Consider the following 20,350-nt stretch of genomic DNA (forward strand, 5'->3'; position numbering starts at 1 on the left):
CCAGCACCAGTACCGGATGATCTGGCGGAGAATCCCGCCAAAGGTCTCCAGTGCATGGAGAGCGATGGCGGTGTCCATCATGGCAACAATGCAGTAGATACCGATGACAATCCCGAGGAAGATGACGGGGGAATGATGAATTGTTCTTTTTTTCCCGTTCCCTTTTCCCTTTTCTGCCCCCCCTCTCCCTGTTTCACTGTATCCCTCCAAGGAGAGAGAGGGTGCCTTCCGTCAGGATGGCAATAAGAATGGCAAGGATAAACCCGCAGAGATTGCGTGCAATGGCAAACCGTTTCCCGAGGATGTTCATCTCCACGGGCAGCTGAATAATGCCGACGGTGACCCACGCAACGATGAATGCGGTCACCGCGGTGAGGCTGATGCCGGTATTCAGGAGTTCTCCCCCCCCGATGACATAGCTTGTGACCGGGTTTCCGGCAGCAATACTCCCGAGGGCCGCACCTGCAACCGGGTCAGCGAGCGGATGGCCGCAAAATACTTTTCCATACCATTCCGGGGGGGGATTACTGTCAGAAGAAGGCTTACAAGGAGCAGAATTCCGATGATTTGTGGAATTATCTGCAGCATAGACCGATAGGTCTTCTCTGCACTGGCCCGAATATCCATATTGAATGATATATCGGGAAGATCCGGTTATGTGTTTGGATTTATTGAAATGACCATGAATCGGTTTCCCAAAAAAGGTTGTTCCGTTTTTTCAAATTGAACCGGAGCAGAGGTACGGTAATCCCGCACCCCCTGTTCATTCAAAAAAATCTACCAGACTTCAGGAAATGCCATGTTGGTATAGAGATCCTCAAGCTGTGCCTTGTGGCCGGCTTCCATGTTGGAAAGGTTGGTGAATAGCTTCTTTTGATCCGTATCGGTACTCAGTTCTGCGAGTGCCCGGTACATATCCCGTGCGTCCTCTTCCTTTTTGATGGCAAGGGCGATGCCTTCAACGGGTTTCAGATCCGTTGTCAGTTGCGGGACGTCGAGCGTTTCCGAAATCTTGTAGTCCCGTGCTTCGTCAAAGTGAAATGACTTAATCGGTTGCGTGAGGAAATCCTCCAGTGTTTCCCGGTGACCCTGTTCTTCTTTGGCAAGGTCTCCGAATATCTTTTTCATCGTCTCATCAGTTGTGCATCTTTCAATCCCCCCCGGTAGAATGTGTATGATTCCACCTCGTTTGCGATGGCACCTGAGAGAATGCCGCGGAATTCTTCTTTTTTCATGTCTCGTTTCCCCCCATTGAGGATGGGGGGGTAACTGGGTAGGTGAAATATATAACTAGTGCCCGGCCGGGCCTGTCGAATGGGGGGGAATCAAAGGTGCAGAATAAGGGATTTATTCCCTTCATTTTTACGATTATTCGCCTTGTGAATGATTTGATCATACGGATCCGGCTCTTAAAGAGCGGGCCACAGATAACGGGCATGTTTCTCTCCTGACTCGTGATCGATGTGCTGCCTGTGGATCCGGGAGATGAGGGGGGGTATATGTTTATTACGATCTTTTACCATAGTCCAGTTCATGGATCCGATCATCCACGCCGCAAAGAGTTTTAACGGAATTCAGGTATCCTTCCTCTCCGGGAACAGCACGATGTCTGAACTGTTCAGTTATGAAAACCTGATCGACATGAAGATCAATGTAGCCGATCTTGTCGAAAATCCAGATCGGTATGCTGTTGACATGAAAGGCCCTGTTATTGTCAGAACCGATTTCTGTAAGCCTGAGCTGCATGAAGAATGCACGCAGTAAGCGTTGGCAGGAATATTTTTCATCTGTATTTTCCCGACCCGATATGCATGATGAGTTTCATTTCCTGACGCAACGGGCATTTTTCGTAGTATATCCAGAAAAAATATCAATGTGCAATGTTCCCGGTTATGCAGGGATATCGGAGAATCAACCCCCCCGGATATTCTCTTTGTTGATATGGGAACTTCCCCCCCTGAGTCAATCCTGATCGCATGAACTCACGGGCAGGGGAAGCTCTTTTCAGGCAGGTGAAGCCGGGAACAGAACCAGACAATGATCATTGTCCGCCCCCCCGGGACAGGAAAAGAGAGAAAAATAAACGATCCTCGTGCACAATTGTTAACGAAAGAAAAGGGTTTCTTTTGATGAAAATAGATTATCTCTGGATTTTCTCAATGGTCATCCGGCAGGAGGAGTCGCCCATGCATATGTGCCTGTCTGATCTGAGGCGGTAGTTGGGGGGGTTCAGACTCTCGGTTGCTGCGGTAACGTAGGCATTGCAGAGTTCGCATGCATGCTTTGTCTCTATCCCGAAGCGTTTTGCGTTTGCCGGCATCGGGCATTCATCGGTAATCACCGTCGCTGAATTACCCCCCCCTCAGATACGGCACGGCCCCGGAGGTGCGGCCCCAGCATGATCGCTGATATCTCACTGAATGCCTCAGCAACTTCCAATGCCGAGTTGGTGGAGTATCCAAGATTTTTTGCGATAGCCCCCCCTGTTTTCTCCCCCCCATCTCGCGCCAGATCTCACGTTCTGCCTGGTCAAGTTCCCTGAGCTGTTCCGGCGCAACCTTCCTGAATGCCTGGTCATAGGCAAAAGGCATGATGTCTGCGCACCGGGTTGCAATATCCCAGCGTTGTTCTGCCGGGATTTGATTGAGTTTCTGTACCATCTTTTCATCACCTTCCGGGGGGTTTGGGCGACAGGCTGTGTCTTTCGTTGGGTGTAGACTCATCCGGGAGATCAGTATCATAGAAATATTAGATTTTGCTGAGACCACGCTTTTGCCTGTGGCTGATTGCCCCCCCGAAGATCAACCCATCACCGGTTTCTCCCACATTAATGCTTGTGGTTCACGATTGTGAATTCCGGGAAAAAAGCAGCATTCTGTGGGTTATATCCTGAAAATGTGCTACATATCATGACATGCATTATTTGATCCGTTCTCCCCCCCGGAACAGGCACTGTCCATGATAGTGGGGGGGATTCGGCCGGTTAAAAGGGAAAATAGAGTGATGTATGTCCGCATCATTGCCGAAACAGGGTTCTTTTTCAACGTCTGTTCCGGGTTCAGAGGAGAGGAATTTCGGATATGAATGATTGAAAGAGGATAAATATGTCCGGACATGCCTTCTATGGTATCTCCTCTTTCTCATCGTCTTTGAATATCTCATATATTTTGTCGACGAATTCGACACGGGTGGCGATCATAATTTCGTCACTCTCTTTTATTACGGGATTTTGGGTGTACAGGAGAAAATCGTCGTTTCTGTAGAGGCCGATGAATACACTGTATTTTGGGAGGGTAATCTCGGGGGGGAGTTCCGTTCCCTCAAACTTCTTTCCCGCAATGACGCTGATGAACCTGACATCTCCCCCCCGCATCATGGTCGACAGTTCGATGGTGTCGATACCCCCCCGGAGTGTATGGAAGATACTGTTGGACGTTGTCTGCGGGGGGGAGTTGACGACGTGGTGAAAGCCAAGCCGCTTTGCAACGGTCATAAACTGGACGTCTTCTGTAGTGATAATGATCTCAGGGACACTGAATTGCTTTGCAATCAGCCCGATGATGATATTATCCTGATCATGACCGGTGCAGGCGACGATGGCATCGGCCTTCTCAATCTCTGCTTTTTCCAGAATATCCGGTCGGGTGCCTTCTGCATTTATAACGCTACAGTCAAGGGTTTCTGAAAGCTCTTTTGCCCGGTTTGGATTTCGTTCAATGAGAATGACTTCAGATCCTGTCCGAATAAGTGTCCGTGCCAGATTGATACCCAGCGCACTTCCTCCCACGATGATGACTCGCATGATTACTGCCTCTTCAGTTCAATGTGTTCCCGTGAATGCCAATATATACAGCGGCACTATTTTTCAACTCTTCTCAAGGTCATATCACCGATCAAACCCCTTTCAGGAATGTTGATATTGTAGCACTGTTAATCCCGTGTCTCTGCGTTTGGATATCCTGAGCGTTCATTTTCCGTGACATTGCCATATTACGTAATCTCGAATTCAAGAGCTTCCTTTTCAAGGAAGTAGCCGAGAACGGTCCTGATGACGACGACCACGGCGAGCATGATCAGTTCCTGCTGTGTCGGGGGGGCGACGATGGTGGCAAGGATATCCGCTGCAATGAGAAACTCCAGCCCAAAGACGATCTTGCTCGTCAGACTCATCCGGATCTGGTTATAGGGGGGGATCTTGATCCTCCTGAATTCCAGGAGTAGCATCTTCACGATTGCGGTGAGGCCCCCATAGATGATGATAATGGCTCCGGTCACCTCAAAGAAAAACGTGAGTATATGAAGGAACTCAAAAAAGAGGCCGTATACATCTATGGCCAGAAGACTCATAGGCAAAAGAATGGTACGGAGGTTATAAATAATGCATTGTCTTTGGGGGCGGAGCAATCTCCATTCACTGTCCGGGATAGGATTAATAGTTCTATAGACCAAAATACTCCAGCCCTGTCACTACCGCTCCAATCAGGATGCAGAGCGGGATGATGATGTACCATGGATTTGTTTTCAGGTAATCGGGAATTGTCAGGAACCGAAAGACCCCCCCTTTGGAAAGAATCTTCTCATCGAGGGTGGGGGGGTAGGCCGCCGCAAAGATGCCTGCACCGATGAGGATGCCGGTGACACCGCCGAAGAGGGCATCAAGGGCCCCCCGTGCCCCACAGCCCCTGCGACCGTGCCGGGACAGTAGCCGAGGATGGCAAATCCCATCCCGAAGATGATGCCGCCGATGACTGTGGAACCAATCGAGCCGGGTTTGGGGTGCAGTTCGATGATCCCTTTGCTCTTCATTGCATAGATGCCAATCATCCCCCCCACCACCACTGCGGTGAGCATCACCTTGATGACGGTAAAGTCTGTTAAGAGAAGCTGGCCGAGGATCACGTTGTACTCGGTCACCCCCCCGCCGATGTAGAGAAAACCTCCAAAGCAGCAACCGATGAGAAAGCCGATCACCAGCTGGAGCCGGGTGTTTTCATGCAGGTGTTCAAACATCATTTCCTCCTCACCACAGCACCCCCCCGTAGAGAAGGAACGCTGTCACAATACCCGACACAAAAAAGACGACAACGGCAATCCAGCCGGATATCGCAAGCTGAAGGTACCGCTGATCCCGTGGCCGCTCGTGCACCCCCCCCGGCCCAGCGTGAGCCAAGTCCCATGAGAATGCCGCCCACAAGAGCGACGGCAAGTCGCAGCCCGGTATCATACCCGAAGGTGTCGCCGAAGAGTGTCGGCACCCATTCGAACGAGAATCCTCCCAACATCACCGATGCAACAAACGCTCCCAGAACCACTCCTGCGACCAGCATCCATTCCCAGTCAACAAGAGGAGCAAATGTCTGGTAGTAGGGTTTTTCGTCCGTCTTTTTTCCCCTGAAGATACGTTCAATCATCCCGCTCGTCCGCGTGTACGCGGTTGAACACCCAAGTGGTTTGTTTGAGAGCAGAAATGCAACCCAGCTGAGCACGCCAATACCAACTCCTGCAATATATGGTGTCCAGTCCATCCTCCCCCCCCTTGCTATATCTCCTCTTCACTCTTTCTTCGACAGAATCCTGCGGCGATATAGCCGGTGAGTCCACCGGCGGCGTTGTAGACATCGGAAAAACCCTGCTGTTTCAGGATACTGCAGGCAAGGCTCGAACGGTGCCCGGTCCGGCACATCGCAATCGTGGGCCGTTCGGGGTCAAGTTCATCTGCCCGTGTCCTGAGATCCATGGCCAGGATGTTGACTGCCCCCCCGGTATGTGCCGCTCTTGGTATTCGTCAGAAGATCTGACATCGAGAAGAACCGTGTCGGAGTCCTGAATTTTTTCATACACTTCCGAGGGGGGGAGAGCTGGTGGATATGATCGGTGGTATACCCCGCACTCACCCATGCGTGGGTGCCCCCCCCTTTGAGATAGCCGATTGTCCGGTCGAGGCCGACCCGCCGAAGCTGGACTGCCGCCTCACGGGCCTGTTCGGGGCTGTCTGTTACAAGGAGGATCTCCCTGTCCGGTGGCAGCACCCATCCTGCGAAGGTGGAAAAATTGCCGCCCATGTCAATATGATAGCTTCCGGGAATATGCTGTCCTCCGAAGGTGGCATAGTTTCGGATGCTCACCACGATGGTGTCTGCATTCATCATCCGCTCGTAAAATTCGGCTGGTTTCATCGCCCGCAGGGGGGGGCAAGACTCCTGACAAGTGCCGGCCCCCCCCTGCGGTTGATATCGCTGCACCGGGAGAAGTGATCGGGTGCCGGAGGCATATCAACGGTGAGTGACCGGATAAATTCCTCCCGATCCGTGATCAGGAGTGCCGGATTGTAGGATATCTCATACCCGATGGTTGAAAACCGCATCGCATCCATGGCCTTCCCACAGAGTGACCCCCCCGCACCATGTGCCGGGAATACCATGCATTCGGGAGGGAGGTTCATGACCTTTGTGTGAAGCTGTCATACAGCTCTCCTGCCAGTTCGCGTGCCTTTCCCGGAAAGAGGTCGGGACGCCCGACATCCCCGACAAAGAGTGTATCGCCGGTAAACGCCGCAACCGGAGTGTCTCCCCGTGAAGTGTCGGTGACCACATAGACGAGGCAGTCGGGTGTGTGCCCAGGCGTTTCGAGGACACGAAATTCCATATCTTCGATGCGGAAGGTGTCATTATCGGAGAGTGGCATATGCGCAAAACTGCAGTGGCCCGCGGCGGGAGCATATATGGTTGCGCCTGTCTGTTCGGCAAGATCCAGATGGCCTGATACAAAATCCGCATGTAGATGCGTCTCAAGAATATGGGTGATATTTAGTCCCTCCGCCTCTGCGGCCTTGAGGTAGCAGTCAATATCACGGCTCGGATCAACGATGGCACAGGCCGTGGTACCCCCCCCGATAAGATACGAGCTGTGAGCAATTTTTTCAATAAAGAATTGTTTCAGCAGCATAATTCTCTCCGTCCCGGATTTCAATGCTGCATCCTATACTACGAATGATATATAAATCAAACCCGTCGCAATGAACAGAAAGAGGAGTGTCATTCCCCCCCTCCCGCCCGCAGGTAATCGGCATTGTGGTAGCCTCCGGGTGTCATCAGGAATGCATTGACCTGGTGCGTGGGGGGGAGGACGAACGAGTTTGAGGCGCAGAGTGCGACAAGAAGGGCCAGCCCACGGGGGGGTCGAGACCGGTAGAGGTGCCGATGATGATGACGAGGGGGGGCACCAGAAGGACGGTTGCAGCCACGTTTGACATGAAGAGGCTAAAAAAGGTGGCAAGTGTTGCAATGCCAAGGAGAATGAGGAACGGGTGCGCCATGGCAAGCAGGTTCATCATGACGTCTGCAAGAAAGGCCGCTGTTCCGGTCTGTTCCATGGCAATACCCAACGGGATCAGTCCTGCAAGGAGAAAAACGGTCCGCCAGTCAATGGCATGGTATGCCTCGTTGATGGTCAGCACCCTGCCGAGTATCATTGCAACAGCACCGGTAAGGAGGCCGAGCGCTATCGGGACGCCGGTGAAGGTGAGGAAAATGCCGCCTGTAAGACAGAGGAGGGCAAAAGGGCCCTTGGTGGGTTCAACTCCCTTCTCTTCGGGGGGGACGGTGCTCAGCACAAACTCCGGACCCTGTCCGATACGGCCGATCTTTTCCCACGGACCGAAGACGACAAACGTATCCCCCCCCGGATTCATGGGGGGGATATCAGAGATGTCCCGCCGGTGTTCCCCCCCTTCCTTTGTCAGGGAGAGGATGAACTCAAGGCCATGCTGTTTTCTGAATGATACTTCACGGACGGTCTTTCCGGTGTAGGGCGAGTGGGGCCGCACGATGATTTCGGCAAATCCGGCATGCTCTTCTCCGATTTCTTCTGTGTGGCGCTCCGGATCCCCCCCACAGGGACGAGTTCATAGTCTGCCGCAAATTGTTCTGCATCCTCCTTTGTTCCGAGAAGGGAGAGTACCTGCCCCCCCTCGGCAAAGACCGTATACCGCCACGGTGCATAGAGAATATCCCTCCCGGTCTTTACCGCCAGAAGATGCAGAGAGTAGCGGGATTTGAGGGAGTTATCTTCTCTGGTTGTGCCGACGAGGGGCTTTTTTGGGAACAATATAATGGTGCATGTTCTCCGGGAGTTGCCAGGTCTCGATGATCTCCTGTTGCACCGGGGGGGGTGATTCCCTTTCCATCACCGGATGGGAGTATATGCCTGCCCAGCAGGAGAAAATACAGGATTCCGGTCAGAAGGAGGACAAGGCCTATCGGGGGGGTGACAGCGAAGATGCCGAACGGCTCAAGGTCTCCCTGTAGCATGAGATCGTTGAGGAGAATGAGAGGGGGGGACGACCCTACCATCGTAACGGTCCCGCCGAGGATTGCCATGAATCCCATCGGCATTATCAGACGGGAACGGGGGGGGAGATTGGTTTTTTTGGAAATGCGCAGGATTGCAGGGAGAAAGAGTGCTGCCGACCCGATATTCTGCATGAATCCTGACATAATTCCGACAACTGAATAGACGATGGTTACCAGTTTCTTTTCATTTGCATTTGCAATCCTGACCATCTTTCGTGCAAGCTGGATCATCATACCTGTCCGATCCACCCCGTAACCGAGGATCATCACCGCCATCACCGAAATGACGGCGTTGCTGGCAAACCCGGAGAACGTCTGGGCGGGGGGGCTGACAAGACCCAGCCATCCGAGCGTGAGCATGATAATGATGGCAATCATATCAACTCTGAGTTTGTCTGTGACAAACAGGACGACGGTTGCTGCAAGAACAATGAGAACGAGGAATATCTCAGGGGGGGTCACCGGTTACCACCATATGTCAGTATCTCCCTGATGGACGTATCGTGCAATAAAAAGATTTGGCGGCTGTGCAACATCTCCGTGGTTCAGTGGTCGGTGAGCGGGAATGCATATCGGGATGGGCGGTATCCTTCGGTTTCTGTTCGGGGGGGTGGGACAAACCGAAATGTGATGCACCGTTGAAGATTCCCATCGTCCTACCTCTTCACCCATGTTCTCGGGAATGCCAGAATAAAGAGCGGCACGATCTCAATTCTTCCGAGGAGCATATCGATGATTAACACGCCCTTCAGGAGGTCTGGCATCGCGGCACTGGTGATGCCACAGGAGAGGCCGACCGTTCCAAGGGCACTCGAGACCTCGAAGAGGGCATTGTCAAGTCCGAAACCATAGAGCATGAAAAGAAAACTGGAGGCCACGAGGACCATTGAATAAAGAAAGACAAAGGTGAGAATATTGTAGACCATCTCGGTCTCAATCACTTCTTCCCCCAGTTTGAGCGGTGTCAGTGCTTCACGGGGGGGCAGGAAATACCGGATGAAGACCAGGTGCACCACTTTTAAGAGGATAATAAGCCTGAGAATCTTAATGCCTCCTGCCGTTGACCCCACCGATCCGCCCACCCACATGAGGGCGGTGAGGACTGCCTTTGACCCGTCAGGGAGAGTGTTTATGTCAACCGTGGAAAATCCTGCAGTACTCAGTGCGGAGAATGCCTGAAAGACGGAGACAAAAAGTCCTTCAGCGGGATTCATTGTTCCGGCCAGGGTGAAGAACAACAGCAGAATACCAATGGTGGCGAAGACAAGAAGTACCTGAACTGAATGTCTGAAAAAAGGGCTTTCTTATTCTCAATGAGTCGGGGGGGATAGAGGCTGAAATTAAAGGCCCCCATCAGGCAGCTGATGGTGATGAGAAACGGGATGGTGAGTCCGGGAAACCCGGCTGCAGATTCCGTTTGTGTTGAAAAACCGCCGGTTGATACTGCGGAGAGTGCGTGGCAGACTGCATCAAAGGGTGGCATGCCCCCCCTGCAAAGAGGACGAAAAATGAGACAGCTGTCAGCAGGCAGTAAATTTTCACCAGCACTTTTGCGGTTGCCGTAACTCCTGGCCGCAGGGGGGGCGTTCCGGGGGGGCTGTTGATCGCATACAGGCGGTGGGCACTCGTGCCCGGTGGGATGAAGACCATGAGGATGATAATAATAATCCCGATGCCCCCCCCACCCACTGAAGCCATGACCGGGCAAAGAGAAACGCCGGGCCGACTGTTGCCGGAGCAACAGAAAGACCGGTCGTCGTCACCCCCCCGGAGACTGCCTCGAAATAGGCATCCAGAAACGGCATTCCTGTCGAGAGGGTGAAGGGAATGGCGCTCAGCAGTGCTGCAAAGGGAAAGATGACCGCTGCAATGATGAGGGCCTCTTTCCACTCCAGTTCCCCTTCCGGCAGCAGGCGGTGGAAGAAAAATCCCAGAAGAATGATAGAGAACCCGATTATCGTGTAGATACCTGCAACGGTATATTCTCCAAAATACAGGGCGACAACGAGGGGGGGCACTAACAGCATGCCACCCGCTCCCATCACCAGAACGGAAAGATATTTCAGAACAATAAGCAGTTTCACCGGGGAGACCAGTTCATACATACGAACATCCTCTTCTATGGAGAGAGGGTTCTTAATGTTTCACCTGACTCATGCGTATCCCCTGTCCGTGGGAAATGTCCGAACCCGGTGTTTCCTTCCGCACCATATGACTGAATTGCAGCACTTTTCCTGATTTGACTGTTTTTTCGGATTATTTTCAATAGCCGTAAATTATCATTTAAGTATTATCACTCAAAAAAATGTACAGGCTGAATGTTTCACGTCTCTCATTCTTTTCCCGGACTACAGATTCAGCTATCGAAGGTACGTATTTTAGGAGGTGTACTATGGAAATAAATAATATTGAAATTCTCGCTGCGTTTGTCGTCTATCTCAGCGTGATGGTTACGATTGGTTTTTTGTATTATAAACGGACGACAACAGTGAGCGATTATATTCTTGGTGGCCGTGGTCTGAACCGGTATGTCACAGCGCTGAGTGCTGAAGCCTCAGATATGAGCGGATGGCTGTTAATTGGCCTGCCTGGTCTTGCGTACCTGACTGGTATGTCAGCCGGATGGGTGGCACTCGGACTGATTATCGGAACATTCCTGAACTGGAAATTTGTTGCAAAGCGCCTGAGAGTTTATACCCAGTGTGCAAATGACTCGCTGACACTTCCGGATTTTTTCAGAAACCGGTTTGAAGATAAGTCAGACATCATCGGCGGAATATCTGCGGTTTTTATCCTGATATTCTTCCTCATATACACCTCTGCCCAGTTTGTGGCAGGCGGCAAACTCTTCAATACGGTATTTGGCCTTGACTATACGACAGCCTTATCCTTGGGTCTGCGATTGTCGTTGCATATACTTTTACCGGTGGGTTCAAGGCGGTCTGCCTGACGGATTTTATCCAGGGTATTCTGATGTTCTTTGCACTGCTGATTGTCCCGATGGCTGCCCTTGCGATTCTCGGCGGCCCTGAAATTGTTACGACTGGTATCAGCAATATTAATCCTGCGCTTTTTAATCCGTTCCTTGATACGGATGGAAATCCCCCCCTGACAATCATTGCGATTGTCTCGATGCTTGCCTGGGGGGCTGGGCTATTTTGGCCAGCCTCATATTCTTGTGCGATTCATGGCAATCGAGAAGGCAGAACAGGTGAGTGAGGCAAGAAAGGTTGCAATGGTGTGGGTTATCATCTCACTGTGTGCTGCTGTTGCAATCGGTATTATCGGGCGGGTCTTTTTGAGTCAGCCTCTGGTGGGTGCAGACTCAGAGACGGTTTTCATGCTGATGACCGGTGAGGTATTATTCCCGTTCCTTGCAGGCATTGTCTTCTGCGGAATTCTCGCCGCAATCATGAGTACCGCTTCATCCCAGCTTCTGGTGAGTGCATCTGCTGTCTCACAGGATCTGTATACCTCCTTTTTCAAAAAGGAGGCAAGCGACCGTGAACTGATATGGATCAGTCGGATCTCCGTTCTTGTGGTAGCGGTGCTTGCGATTCTTCTCGGGCTGGACCCGGAGAGTTTTGTCTTTAACATCGTCTCCTATGCCTGGGCAGGGTTTGGGGGGGCAACGTTTGGCCCGCTCCTTTTGATGGCTCTCTTCTGGAAGAGAACGACACGGCAGGGTGCCCTCGCGGGCATTATTGTCGGTGGCCTGACTGTTCTGATCTGGAAACAGGTGGGGGGGCTCTTCGGTATTTATGAGATCATCCCCCCCGGGTTTATTTTCTCCATTCTGGCAATTTATGTGGTCAGTAAGATGACCCCGCCTCCCGGTGATTCTGTCATGAAGGTCTTTGATGAGACTGAACGGAGAATGGAAGAATCCCGGAACTAATTTCCTTTTTTGGAAGAATTATCCTGAAACGGACGTTTCAAAACGTGTGCATGGTCTATTTTATCAGGATTATTTCCTTTGACAATCCTGATAACTGTCTCTCCCATGGGCTGCAGCATTCAGGAATAACCGAAACAGTCTCCTGATTGTGGAAATTCATCAGTATTTGTTAAAAATGGGTTTATTTTTCTCCATTCCGTGAAGAAAAAGATATATTCAGACCCATTTAATGCTCAGCGGATCTCTTTTGGGTGCCCCCCCCGTGCTCCGCTGTTTCGGGTATCCGAAGGTGAGAGCATATGAGGGCATGTAGCCTTCGGGGATTTCCATCTCTTCCCGCATGGGGGCGAACTCCTCCATTGCGATCTTCAAAAATCCGTTCCAGCAGGACGCGATTCCATATCCCTTTGCAACCAGTTCAAAGTAGGCAAGTGCAATGATGGGGGTCGGCCTTTGCCCAGGTGCTCCCTTCCGGTATTGTGGCGATAAGGAGGTGGGGTGCGTTATGACAGACCGCATCCTCGCCCAGTCCCCCCATCTTCGGATGATACCGTTGTACTGGAGGGAATAGGGATGGTTTGGTCTCTTCTCCACCTCTGTCTTCATCCAGTCTACGGTAAGAGCAGCTATCTCCTGTACCTTCTCCGGGTCATGGACGACAATCCATTTCACCTTCTGGCTGTTTGCTGCGGTCGGGCTGTAGCGGATGACATCCAGCATCTGTTCAATAAGTTTACGGTTAAGAGGTTTTTTGCGGTAGTGGCGGATTGACCTGCGGGTCTGAACAAACTTTGCGAGCTGTTCTGGTTTGATATCAGCAGCCCGTTCGTTCATGGATAACGGGTAATCCCCTTCAAAATTTGTTTTCAGGGCATTAAACAGGCAAAAGTTTTCGCAGTGTCCGCATTTGATGCACTTGTCCTCAAGGTCTTTTGCAATCTTTGGCAGTTTATCCTCTTTCATTGAGATGATCGACACCGGGCAGATCTTCACGCACACCCCCCCGCATCTCGTGCAGTCGTCCGGGCTGACAGTGATGTTACTCATGGGTGGTCTAATCGACAGAACAGTATTTATTTGTTTACTCCGTGCTCTGTGATGAAATGTGAATCCGTGAATTTCCCCCCCCTTTGTTTCCGGGAATATTTGTGCATCCGGACAGTTTTTTCGCAATTATGAGGATTTTATTTGCAGATACTGAAGCGGAGCGGTCAGTTCAGGAATGCTGGTGTGGCAGGTCAGGAGCAGTTTTGGTTTCCCGTCTCCAGTTCCCTTCCGGTACGGATATTTCAAAACAGCACCCTTCGCCCGGCACCCCCCCGGTTTCCCGGATTGTGATCCCGGTTATTTTGAGAATCTCTGAGACAAGGAAGAGTCCCAGTCCGGTATTTGATCCTACGTGCCGGTCAAATATCTTGTCCTTCATATCTGCAGGCACCCCAATGCCGTCATCTTTGACAGTTATTATCCCGTTATTCTCTTCTTTCCGGAATGATACAAGGATCTGAGTTGCTGATTTACCATGTCGGACGACATTGTCGTAGAGATTCCGGAATACCTTCTCAAGCATAGGATCTGCATATACACAGGTGTCTGCAACATCGGTATGTGTCTCGATTTTCCCTGCCGGTGACTGCGTAAATGCGGTATCTGTGACCTTCCGGAGGTTTTGCCATGCAGGCTGAACCTCTCCCAGTTCCTGATAGTAACGGGTGAACTGTATCTGTTCCTCAATCTTATTGGTAACATCGATTATCGCATCGACATAGACCGACGGTTGCCCTTCTGTGATGTCTTCTTTCAGGAATTCCTCCAGCATAAGAAGGGCGGTCAACTGATTGAGGATATCATGCCGGGTGATGGAATGGAGGAGGGTGAGTTTGTTGTTTGCTTCTATGATGGCATCCTCTGCATGTTTGATCTCGGTAATATCCCTGCCTACAGACTGGTATTCCGTTACTATGCCTTTCTCGTCAAATATCGCCCGGTCACTCCACCGCTGCCACCGGATGTCACCATCAGGCATCACGCATCTGTGCTTGATGGTCGCGACCGGATGTTCCGGGGTAAGGGACTGTAGCATCTCTGTTATACGCAGACTGTCTTCTTTCGGGATGTCAGGTCTGAATCTTACGTTGGTAAGTTCCTGGCGTTTTTTTCTAAAATAATGGCAGTATGCATCATTTACGAATAGGTGTGTGCCATCCGGCAGAAACCGGCAGACAAATTCAGTCTGGTCTTCCACCACAGTCCGGTAGAGGTTTTCACTGGTCCGGATTTCATCCTCCATCTGTTTGCGCCGGGTGATATCGGTTGCATGTACAGTCACACTCTTCACGTCGCCGTCTGCATCAAACACCGGATCAATGGAGTAATCCCAGATTCCTTCCCATGAGACTTCTTCTTTGAAGGCCTTCTTGGTAGTAAATACCTGTTCAAGCCAGAGACTTCGTTTTTTTACGATATCTGCCGGGAAGAGATTCCATACGGATGTCCCGATAAGATCTTCGCGTTTTTTCCCGAAGCGGGCAGGGTAACTCTCATTTGAATCCAATACCATGCCATTACTGTCAAGGAGGACGGTTGTTGAGGGAGAGGAATCAAGAAGGGAACGTACCCGCTGCTCACTCTCCTGCAATTGGTTTCTGCTTTCGATGAGTTCATTCAGATTGCGGTGAAGTTCTTCACTTTTTTTCGTGAGTTCCCTGTTCACCGCTTCTATCTCTGCGTTTTTTCGCTGAATTTCGGATTCTGCCCTTCTGTTTTCAATTGCTTCCTGGATGATAGTATGCAGTCTGGCAAACTGTGCTTTTGGATGGCCGCCCTTCTGGAGATAATAATCTGCCCCCCCGATATTGAATGCGTCAATCACTACCTCTTCCCGGCCCTTTCCGGTGAAAATAATGAACGGAGTGTCATTCCCAGTGGAACGCAGGGCAGAAAGGAATTCAATGCCATTCATATCAGGCATTTCAAAGTCAGAGATAATGGCGTCGTAGTGGCCTGCCTCTATTTTTCTGAAGCCTTCCTCTGCAGAACCGGCAGTATCAATGCTACAGCCCCCCTCTCGTTGAAAATAGAGTTGCGTGACGTATAACAGGGCTTCTTCGTCATCTACATAGAGGACGCGGTGAATACTGGTGTTGAGATCAGTTTCTGCCATGTTCCGGATGGGTATTATTGTGGCCGTTATGATAAATCTTTTGAAAATTTTGGTATTGTTTATATCTGTTAATTGGTTAAATACTCTCTCATATATGAGTTTTTTGATTTGATTGTGAAACAAATGGTAATTTGTAGATATTGAGTATCATATTCTGATGGATTATATGGGAACCTGGTGAGTATTTTCCCATATCTTGGGTATGGTTATATCTCATCCCGATTTATTGACCCGGTTTTCAATTCCCTGTTCCGGGGGGGATTTTTTATCCATAACCTGATATGTCAGATTGACCTATGAACTGAGATGAGTGCCGGGATATTACCACCTGTGGAACTTCAGATGACTCTCCTGCTGTTCTTTGCTCTTGCAGGATATCTTCTTGCGTCAAAGATCAACCAGTCTGCAGTTGTGGGTGAGATTTTGCTTGGCCTTATCGTCGGTCCTTCTGTTCTCGGACTGATTACCTATACCGAATTCGTGCAGGCTATTGCCGGACTCGGTGCGGTAATCCTCATGTTTGTGATTGGGTTTGAGTTTGAGATCGAGGATCTGACGAATGTGAAGTACGGAATTATCGGCATTATCGGGATCATTGTCCCGTGGATTGGTGGTTATTTTGCCTCTCTTGCCTTTGGGTTCAGCCATGAAAGCGCTCTTTTTATCGGGACGGCACTTACTGCAACGTCCATTGCAATAACAGCCAACGTCTTAAAGGAGATGTGTATTCTGGACACCGAATTTGCAAAGGCGATAATCGGTACAGCGGTTATTGATGATATCCTCAGCCTTCTTGCACTTTCAATAACGGCTGATGTTGCATCCGGTAGCTTTTCAATAGAGGGCCTTGCCTTTATCGTCATAAAACAGGTTGGGTTCCTGATTCTAATCGCCCTGATTGGCCTCTTTGTCATTTCAAAAATGATCGTCAAAATGGACAGGAGTTCGATTGCAAAACGCTACCCCCCCGAGTTTGTGTTCATATTTGCAGTGATGATTGCATTTCTCTTTGCGGCGATGTCAGAGTTTATCGGGATTTCTGCCATTATTGGGGGGGCGTTCATTGCAGGTGTTTCCTTTAATGGCATCAATCTGATACACAGCCGGGACATCGCGGAGGGTGCGGAATATCTCTATATCATATTTGCTTCAGTCTTCTTCGTATCGCTGGGGGGGTACTTGTCGATTTAACCGCCCTGACCGTTCCGGTGCTTCTGTTCATCGTCGTAATCACGGTGATCGCGATAGGAACGAAAGTGATCGGCTGTGGTATTCCGGCACGGCTGCTCGGCTATTCCAAAAGAGATTCTCTTGCAATAGGATTTGGGATGTCACCGAGGGGGGGTGAGGTGGCAATGATTGTCGCACTCCTTGGTCTGAACCTCTCGCTCATTGGCCAGGATATATATGCGTCAATAGTTGTGATGAGTATTCTGACAACGGTCATAACACCGATCGCCTTCAGGAACTGGCTCTTCAAAAAGGAGGTTGCCGCATGCAGGCTGGAGTAATTTTCAATTATTCCTTTTTTGCACCCCCCCTGCCGGATTCACAGAGTTCTAAAAAAATGTTCGGATTTTTACCGAGCTGAATCATTCTCTCGTTTTAGGATCATATTTAAATATTCATGTACCATAATGGCGTTGTGGTCCAAGATGCAACATCCCGTTAAAGCCACTGAAGAAGATGATCTTTCAAAAGAAGATTATGAAAAAAAAGACAAGATAACATACATAAGCTCATCATATTCCTTGAAAGTGACAATCTTACATCCAGATGGAAAGCAGCTGAAATATTAGGAAATATGCACGCCAAAGAGGCATTAGAACCTCTAATCAAAGCCCTTTTGGATGAATATGTCGATGTAAGCTGGATCGCTGCCAAATCACTGGGGAAACTTGGTGACAAGAGGGCAACCCTACCGCTGATAGACTGCCTCGACAGTGAGGAGCAGTGGCTGAGAAAAGGGGGCGGCAACAGGTCTCGGGATGCTTAAAGATACAAGGGCCGTTGTTCCACTTATCGGACTGTTGGAAGACGATAAAACAAAAGTCAGAATTGCTGCCATAAAAGCACTGGTGCTAATCGGGGATGAGCGTGCGAGAGGGCCTATCATCCGATGCTTAAATGACAAAGAGATTACCGTTAAAGTCGAAGCGGTGGGTGCACTGGTGACGTTTGGAGGAGAAGAAGTCCTCAAAGTGCTGAAAGAATATCTGGCGGATCCTGATATTGGTGAAAAAGCTGATTGGGCAATAAAACGGATCGAAAGCAGAGATGAACCGGGATCATAATATACAACCGATAGCTCTCAGAATGGTATCAGATACATATCACTGATAACTCTGATTTTATCCTGAAAATATTTATATAATCCTTTACACGGCAATCATAAATAATAATGGTGATAATAATAATAATAATAATTGGTGAAATTGAAATTGCTATATCCACCACGTCACACCCGGCCTCTCAACACAAAAAGAGAACGTTCTCTCATATTACAACACCGGGGGGGATGAACAACCGTGAAGTCAGACGGACTGTGGGTGATCGCACAAAAAGAACTCAGAGATCACTTCAGGAGCAGAAAATTTCTGCTGATTTTCGGCATATTCCTGATCATAACAGTCCTCGGAATGGTCACCGGTGTAGCACATTACAACAAAGACCTGCAGAAATATAATGAACGTCAGTCCGTCATTGACGAGGACGAATCAGAAGTAAGGTGTGGATGGCAAAAACCCTCCATAATGACAGTCTATATGGGACTCAGTAGCCTGATCACAATCATTTTCGGGGGGGCAATTCTTGGGATTGCAATGGGATTTGACCTGATATCAAAAGAAAAAGAGACAAAATCTCTAAAGATGTTGCTGTCGAATCCAATATATCGTGACGAAGTCATAAACGGAAAAGCTATTGGCGGTGTTATGGCGCTTGCTATCGTAATTGGCATTGTGTTTATTGTCACCTTTGCCATCCTCATAATCTCAGGAATTGTCCCGGAAGGTGATGAACTATTAAAGATTCTTGTGTATGAGGGTGCAACATTCCTGATGATACTCTCTTATTTTGCATTATCACTTTTTATGTCCACCATAGCAAATGATAGCGGCACTGCCCTTGTCTATTCATTGATCATTTTTGTCGTCATTATATGCATGGGAATGGCACAGGGAGAGATAATAAACCAGATTATAGGTGATCCGCCTGCACAACCGGAGGATGAACTTCTCTTAGGTTCGGATTTAAACAGCATCAAAGTAATTGAGGAACGAGATTACAAGATCTGGGAAGAATATAACAGAAAATCAGATGAATACCAAAACAAACGGCAGTCAGTATCGGATATAATCACACTGTTCTCACCCCCAAAGAATTTGCGGATGGTGTCAGACAAAATGATTTGTCTAGGTAAATATTATCCCGGTAGATACAACAGGCCTGAAGTGACGGTAACAGACATATTCGGAGATATTCTGAAAAATATCATCGCAATGATTGCCTTCCCTGCACTCTTCCTCGGCCTTGCTTACGTGCGGTTTATGCGGATGGATATCAGATAGGAGGAAAAATGAAACAAATAAAATATCTTTCCGAAACGCACCGGAACAGATACGACTGCATAATGCAACAGCACTTATTTTATCGCATGTTTTAATGGCAAATCACGAATTGATCTCCATTGCACACCATATAACATAAATTTACTACTCGCTAAACGCTGGTAGGGTGGCGGGTTTTTGCCATCGCCACTACTGCACTCTCACTGATATGATACTGCACAAAACGGCCTTCATTCCGGATAGCAATCACACCGTCCTCCTCAAGACGTTTCATATGCCATGTTATGGTGGAACCGGCAATACCAAGTGATTCTGCGATATCCTTCCGGGTGGCAGATGGGTTTGCGGCCAGAACTTCAAGAATATTTCGCGTAGTTGCATTTCTCATATGCTTAAGCACGTTCTGCTGTGACACAGAATATGTTCCGCTGTTTTCGAAATAGTGGGTATGCCCCTTCCCCCCCTCCAGTATCGCAAGGTTATGGTTCTTACACAGCTGATTGATATGATAGCGAAGGGTGCCCAGGCTGACATTCGTCTCCTTTACAATGCCACGCAGGTGTATGCCGGGATTCTTCCTGATGCACTCATAGATTTTTTGGCGTGTATCATTTTCAAAGACATTGCCCCCCCCGCTGACACGATTGATGCCGAGGAATGCCCACCATTTCATCACTGCAAATATCTCTGCGGGCAGACAGGCGAACTGTAGGATAATGATCCAGAGGGGGGGTAAGTCCCAGAACGATACCGGTTGGGGGGGATATACGGGCGACCCTTCAGCAGGATGGTCATATCCTGAGTGAACAAAATAATGATTGGCTGATACTCCGGGTGAAAAGAGACCCAGAACAGCAATGACCAACACAATATATCCGATCTTCCTCATATCAACCCTCCTTTACACACTCAATAATAATTGGTGAAATTAATATTGTTATATCCACCGTTCAGGTTGGTAACCTGATAATACCACATGCCTGCTGTCAGGTACTTTGAAGCAGAGATGTCCAGATATATTCGCTGATCCATCCTTCCGTCAGCAGAATCCTCAAACGGTCCCATAACTGCATCCGGGGGGAAAATACTGTCAGTTTGTATGCTACATCCCTGCCCGCCCAGTTGAGATCGATCCAGAGGTGCTCCTTTTCCTCCGGAACATAAAGCTGGAAATACTGATCACTATTTTCATCATACGCAAAATTGGTTGCCGGCAGAGTATTTAGTGCCTCCATCGGCACAGAACTCTGTGCGATCAGATAATACTTCAGATCTATAACTGAAAGTATTGCGCTCAGGAGCCCGTCATCCAGATTCACCTGTATGGCATTGTTATTCATCTGGTTCATGTCCGCAGATGCTAAAAAAT

At 49.4% G+C, this 20,350-nt stretch carries 28 protein-coding genes and 3 pseudogenes; 7 read left to right on the forward strand and 24 right to left on the reverse strand.

What is annotated here, in order from left to right:
* Positions 1–193: 193 nt before the first annotated feature.
* The 3 genes from JCM10550_RS20885 to JCM10550_RS14305 form a co-directional block, all read right to left on the reverse strand.
* Entirely contained in the window at positions 194–367 is a 174-nt protein-coding gene (locus JCM10550_RS20885; protein ID WP_218185238.1) for a hypothetical protein, read from the reverse strand.
* 23 nt (positions 368–390) lie between these two features.
* Complete coding sequence (locus JCM10550_RS20890; protein ID WP_218185239.1) at positions 391–627, reverse strand: hypothetical protein; 237 nt, start codon at positions 625–627, stop codon at positions 391–393.
* A 150-nt stretch (positions 628–777) separates the two neighbouring features.
* Positions 778–1,128, reverse strand: coding sequence for a ferritin family protein (locus JCM10550_RS14305; RefSeq protein WP_245619286.1), 351 nt, complete (start codon positions 1,126–1,128; stop codon positions 778–780).
* 357 nt (positions 1,129–1,485) lie between these two features.
* Here JCM10550_RS14305 and JCM10550_RS14315 point away from each other — a divergent pair, with 357 nt between their 5' ends.
* Positions 1,486–1,764: a hypothetical protein gene (locus JCM10550_RS14315; RefSeq protein WP_245619288.1), complete on the forward strand. Its 279-nt coding sequence runs from the start codon at positions 1,486–1,488 to the stop codon at positions 1,762–1,764.
* Positions 1,765–2,140: 376 nt separating this feature from the next.
* On the opposite strand, the gene JCM10550_RS14320 is transcribed toward JCM10550_RS14315, so the two are convergent.
* From JCM10550_RS14320 to JCM10550_RS20925, 17 genes and pseudogenes are all read right to left on the reverse strand, one after another.
* Entirely contained in the window at positions 2,141–2,341 is a 201-nt protein-coding gene (locus tag JCM10550_RS14320) for a hypothetical protein (RefSeq protein ID WP_062400092.1), read from the reverse strand.
* Positions 2,342–2,351: 10 nt separating this feature from the next.
* On the reverse strand, positions 2,352–2,660 hold the full coding sequence (locus JCM10550_RS14325) for a hypothetical protein (protein ID WP_157200311.1): 309 nt from the start codon (positions 2,658–2,660) through the stop codon (positions 2,352–2,354).
* Positions 2,661–2,900: 240 nt separating this feature from the next.
* Complete coding sequence (locus JCM10550_RS20895) at positions 2,901–3,116, reverse strand: hypothetical protein (RefSeq protein ID WP_062400097.1); 216 nt, start codon at positions 3,114–3,116, stop codon at positions 2,901–2,903.
* A gap of 5 nt (positions 3,117–3,121) precedes the next feature.
* The gene (locus JCM10550_RS14335) at positions 3,122–3,802 is read right to left on the reverse strand and encodes a TrkA family potassium uptake protein (protein WP_062400099.1); all 681 of its coding nucleotides are present in this window, start codon (positions 3,800–3,802) and stop codon (positions 3,122–3,124) included.
* Positions 3,803–3,990: 188 nt separating this feature from the next.
* Complete coding sequence (locus JCM10550_RS14340) at positions 3,991–4,347, reverse strand: DUF1622 domain-containing protein (RefSeq protein WP_062400101.1); 357 nt, start codon at positions 4,345–4,347, stop codon at positions 3,991–3,993.
* Positions 4,348–4,438: 91 nt separating this feature from the next.
* Positions 4,439–5,010 (reverse strand): annotated as a pseudogene (locus tag JCM10550_RS14345) (YeeE/YedE thiosulfate transporter family protein).
* Positions 5,010–5,525: a YeeE/YedE thiosulfate transporter family protein gene (locus JCM10550_RS14350; protein ID WP_245619290.1), complete on the reverse strand. Its 516-nt coding sequence runs from the start codon at positions 5,523–5,525 to the stop codon at positions 5,010–5,012. The pseudogene JCM10550_RS14345 and the gene JCM10550_RS14350 overlap by 1 nt, the downstream one beginning before the upstream one ends.
* A gap of 14 nt (positions 5,526–5,539) precedes the next feature.
* Positions 5,540–5,737: a rhodanese-like domain-containing protein gene (locus JCM10550_RS23570; RefSeq protein ID WP_245619291.1), complete on the reverse strand. Its 198-nt coding sequence runs from the start codon at positions 5,735–5,737 to the stop codon at positions 5,540–5,542.
* A complete protein-coding gene (locus JCM10550_RS23575) occupies positions 5,712–6,176 on the reverse strand; it encodes a rhodanese-like domain-containing protein (protein ID WP_245619293.1) in 465 nt (154 codons plus the stop codon). The genes JCM10550_RS23570 and JCM10550_RS23575 overlap by 26 nt, the downstream gene beginning before the upstream one ends.
* Positions 6,173–6,421, reverse strand: coding sequence for a hypothetical protein (locus JCM10550_RS23580; protein WP_245619295.1), 249 nt, complete (start codon positions 6,419–6,421; stop codon positions 6,173–6,175). The genes JCM10550_RS23575 and JCM10550_RS23580 overlap by 4 nt, the downstream gene beginning before the upstream one ends.
* A gap of 17 nt (positions 6,422–6,438) precedes the next feature.
* On the reverse strand, positions 6,439–6,945 hold the full coding sequence (locus JCM10550_RS23585; RefSeq protein WP_245619296.1) for an MBL fold metallo-hydrolase: 507 nt from the start codon (positions 6,943–6,945) through the stop codon (positions 6,439–6,441).
* 145 nt (positions 6,946–7,090) lie between these two features.
* On the reverse strand, positions 7,091–7,825 hold the full coding sequence (locus tag JCM10550_RS20900; protein WP_218185240.1) for an SLC13 family permease: 735 nt from the start codon (positions 7,823–7,825) through the stop codon (positions 7,091–7,093).
* A complete protein-coding gene (locus JCM10550_RS20905; protein ID WP_218185246.1) occupies positions 7,738–8,106 on the reverse strand; it encodes a hypothetical protein in 369 nt (122 codons plus the stop codon). The genes JCM10550_RS20900 and JCM10550_RS20905 overlap by 88 nt, the downstream gene beginning before the upstream one ends.
* The gene (locus JCM10550_RS20910; protein ID WP_083475541.1) at positions 8,022–8,813 is read right to left on the reverse strand and encodes an SLC13 family permease; all 792 of its coding nucleotides are present in this window, start codon (positions 8,811–8,813) and stop codon (positions 8,022–8,024) included. The genes JCM10550_RS20905 and JCM10550_RS20910 overlap by 85 nt, the downstream gene beginning before the upstream one ends.
* 194 nt (positions 8,814–9,007) lie before the next feature.
* Entirely contained in the window at positions 9,008–9,589 is a 582-nt protein-coding gene (locus JCM10550_RS20915; RefSeq protein WP_218185241.1) for a potassium transporter TrkG, read from the reverse strand.
* Entirely contained in the window at positions 9,562–9,834 is a 273-nt protein-coding gene (locus JCM10550_RS20920; protein WP_218185242.1) for a potassium transporter TrkG, read from the reverse strand. The genes JCM10550_RS20915 and JCM10550_RS20920 overlap by 28 nt, the downstream gene beginning before the upstream one ends.
* A gap of 55 nt (positions 9,835–9,889) precedes the next feature.
* Positions 9,890–10,456: a hypothetical protein gene (locus JCM10550_RS20925; RefSeq protein WP_218185243.1), complete on the reverse strand. Its 567-nt coding sequence runs from the start codon at positions 10,454–10,456 to the stop codon at positions 9,890–9,892.
* Between the two features lie 341 nt (positions 10,457–10,797).
* Here JCM10550_RS20925 and JCM10550_RS25315 point away from each other — a divergent pair.
* Both JCM10550_RS25315 and JCM10550_RS25320 read left to right on the forward strand, forming a co-directional pair.
* Positions 10,798–11,570, forward strand: a pseudogene (locus JCM10550_RS25315) (sodium/proline symporter).
* Entirely contained in the window at positions 11,539–12,249 is a 711-nt protein-coding gene (locus JCM10550_RS25320) for a hypothetical protein (RefSeq protein WP_281175417.1), read from the forward strand. Before JCM10550_RS25315 ends, JCM10550_RS25320 begins: the two are co-directional and overlap by 32 nt.
* 216 nt (positions 12,250–12,465) lie before the next feature.
* Here the strand turns inward: JCM10550_RS25320 and JCM10550_RS14375 are convergent, their stop codons facing one another.
* Positions 12,466–13,296 carry a nitroreductase family protein gene (locus JCM10550_RS14375; protein ID WP_083475542.1) on the reverse strand — a complete coding sequence of 277 codons (831 nt, stop codon included), beginning with the start codon at positions 13,294–13,296 and terminating at the stop codon, positions 12,466–12,468.
* 169 nt (positions 13,297–13,465) lie between these two features.
* Positions 13,466–15,412: a PAS domain S-box protein gene (locus JCM10550_RS14380; RefSeq protein ID WP_062400105.1), complete on the reverse strand. Its 1,947-nt coding sequence runs from the start codon at positions 15,410–15,412 to the stop codon at positions 13,466–13,468.
* Between the two features lie 306 nt (positions 15,413–15,718).
* Here JCM10550_RS14380 and JCM10550_RS14385 point away from each other — a divergent pair.
* From JCM10550_RS14385 to JCM10550_RS14400, 4 genes and pseudogenes are all read left to right on the forward strand, one after another.
* Positions 15,719–16,923 (forward strand): annotated as a pseudogene (locus tag JCM10550_RS14385) (cation:proton antiporter).
* A 233-nt stretch (positions 16,924–17,156) separates the two neighbouring features.
* A complete protein-coding gene (locus JCM10550_RS14390; protein ID WP_281175418.1) occupies positions 17,157–17,408 on the forward strand; it encodes a HEAT repeat domain-containing protein in 252 nt (83 codons plus the stop codon).
* On the forward strand, positions 17,401–17,706 hold the full coding sequence (locus JCM10550_RS14395; protein WP_062400109.1) for a HEAT repeat domain-containing protein: 306 nt from the start codon (positions 17,401–17,403) through the stop codon (positions 17,704–17,706). Before JCM10550_RS14390 ends, JCM10550_RS14395 begins: the two co-directional genes overlap by 8 nt.
* 234 nt (positions 17,707–17,940) lie before the next feature.
* A complete protein-coding gene (locus tag JCM10550_RS14400; RefSeq protein ID WP_062400111.1) occupies positions 17,941–18,981 on the forward strand; it encodes an ABC transporter permease in 1,041 nt (346 codons plus the stop codon).
* A gap of 151 nt (positions 18,982–19,132) precedes the next feature.
* On the opposite strand, the gene JCM10550_RS14405 is transcribed toward JCM10550_RS14400, so the two are convergent.
* Together JCM10550_RS14405 and JCM10550_RS14410 are read right to left on the reverse strand one after the other, a co-directional pair.
* The gene (locus tag JCM10550_RS14405) at positions 19,133–19,870 is read right to left on the reverse strand and encodes a winged helix-turn-helix transcriptional regulator (RefSeq protein WP_062400113.1); all 738 of its coding nucleotides are present in this window, start codon (positions 19,868–19,870) and stop codon (positions 19,133–19,135) included.
* A gap of 97 nt (positions 19,871–19,967) precedes the next feature.
* Positions 19,968–20,350 (reverse strand): hypothetical protein (locus JCM10550_RS14410; RefSeq protein ID WP_218185244.1); only part of this gene is annotated, 383 nt, incomplete at its 5' end.

The organism is Methanogenium cariaci JCM 10550 (assembly GCF_001315945.1).
Classification (GTDB): Archaea; Halobacteriota; Methanomicrobia; order Methanomicrobiales; family Methanomicrobiaceae; genus Methanogenium; species Methanogenium cariaci.